At 71.9% G+C, this 1,251-nt stretch carries 2 protein-coding genes; both read right to left on the bottom strand.

The genetic code is table 11. From position 1 onward, the window contains the following. Nucleotides 1-789 (bottom strand): MBL fold metallo-hydrolase (locus tag IH13_RS0121445; protein WP_031086842.1); only part of this gene is annotated, 789 nt, incomplete at its 3' end. Nucleotides 790-809: 20 nt separating this feature from the next. Continuing rightward, a complete protein-coding gene (locus IH13_RS0121450; RefSeq protein WP_420713383.1) occupies nucleotides 810-1,214 on the bottom strand; it encodes an alpha/beta hydrolase fold domain-containing protein in 405 nt (134 codons plus the stop codon). Nucleotides 1,215-1,251: the final 37 nt, after the last annotated feature.

A 1,251-nucleotide genomic window follows, 5' to 3' on the forward strand; every position in this document is an offset into this window, starting at 1 on the left:
TCCGCAGGCGGCCGTGGCGACCCGCTCCTCGATGTCCAGACTCTGGGTGATGGCCTCCTGGGCCTGTGTCTCGTCGAGTTCGACGCCGTACGGGGTGCCGTCGGCGCGGCTGTAGGGGTGCCCCAGGTAGAGGTGGCGCGGGCGGACCTCGTCGCGCAGGTGCTCCAGGCTCGCGCGGTAGGCCGCGGGGTCCGTGTAGCCGGGGAAGCCGTTGGCGGCGCCGTGGACCTGGACGGCGTCGCCGGTGAAGACGGAGCGCTGCCCGTCGACGACGTACGCGACGGAGCCCGGCGTGTGGCCGGGGATCGCGTGCACCGACACGGTGACGTCACCGCCGAGGGACAGCGTCTCGCCGCCCTTCACCAGCAGGGAGGGCTCCATCTCGCCGGAGATGACGGCGTTCGCGGCGGCCGTCACCTTGGCCTCGCCGTCGGGGTCGGCCAGGTACCGGCCCCGTCCGGCGAGGTACTCCTCGACGTGCGCGCGGCGCGAGCGGAGCATCGGTGCGTCGGCCTCGTGGACCACGACGCGGGCGCGGCGTCCGGTGAGCTCCCACAGGGCGTGCGCACCGCCGACGTGATCGATGTGACCGTGCGTCAGCAGGATCCACCGCACGTCCTCGATACGGCGTCCGATCGCCTCGAGCGCCGGGGCCATGCCCTCGACGGGCGAGGAGGCGATCCCGGTGTCGACGATCGCCGGTTCGGGCGCGTCGATGAAGAAGCTGTACAGCCCGAACCGGCCCCAGGGCGAGACCAGGGGGTGGACGGCGACCGGGTCGTGCGTCATGGTGTTCCCTCCCTTCGGGTTCAGCGCCGGCCGAGGAAGGCGGCGGTCTCCTCGAAGACCCGGTGGTACTCCGGGATCCACGAGAAGTGCTGGACGAAGCCGTGGCCCGCGCCCTCGTACCGGCTGACCGTCGCCGGGACGCCGGCGTCGCGCAGCCGGGCGCCGTACAGCTCGCCCTCGTCTCGCATCGGGTCGTGTCCGGCGGTGACGACCAGGGCCGGCGGCAGGCCGGTGAGGTCGGCCCGCTTGATGGGCGACACGACCGGGTCGGCGGGGTCGGCGCCGCTGTCGAGGTAGAACGCGTTGAACGGCTTCAGCCCGGCGGTCTCCAGGCCGTAGCCGACGGCGTTCTCCCTCAGCGACGGGTAGCGGTCGACGTCGAATTCCAGATCGAGCGACGGGTAGTAGAGGACCTGGTGGGTGATCCGGTCGAAGCCGTCGTCATGGGCTGTCTCTTATACA

The organism is Streptomyces sp. NRRL WC-3549 (assembly GCF_000721935.1).
Classification (GTDB): Bacteria; Actinomycetota; Actinomycetes; order Streptomycetales; family Streptomycetaceae; genus Streptomyces.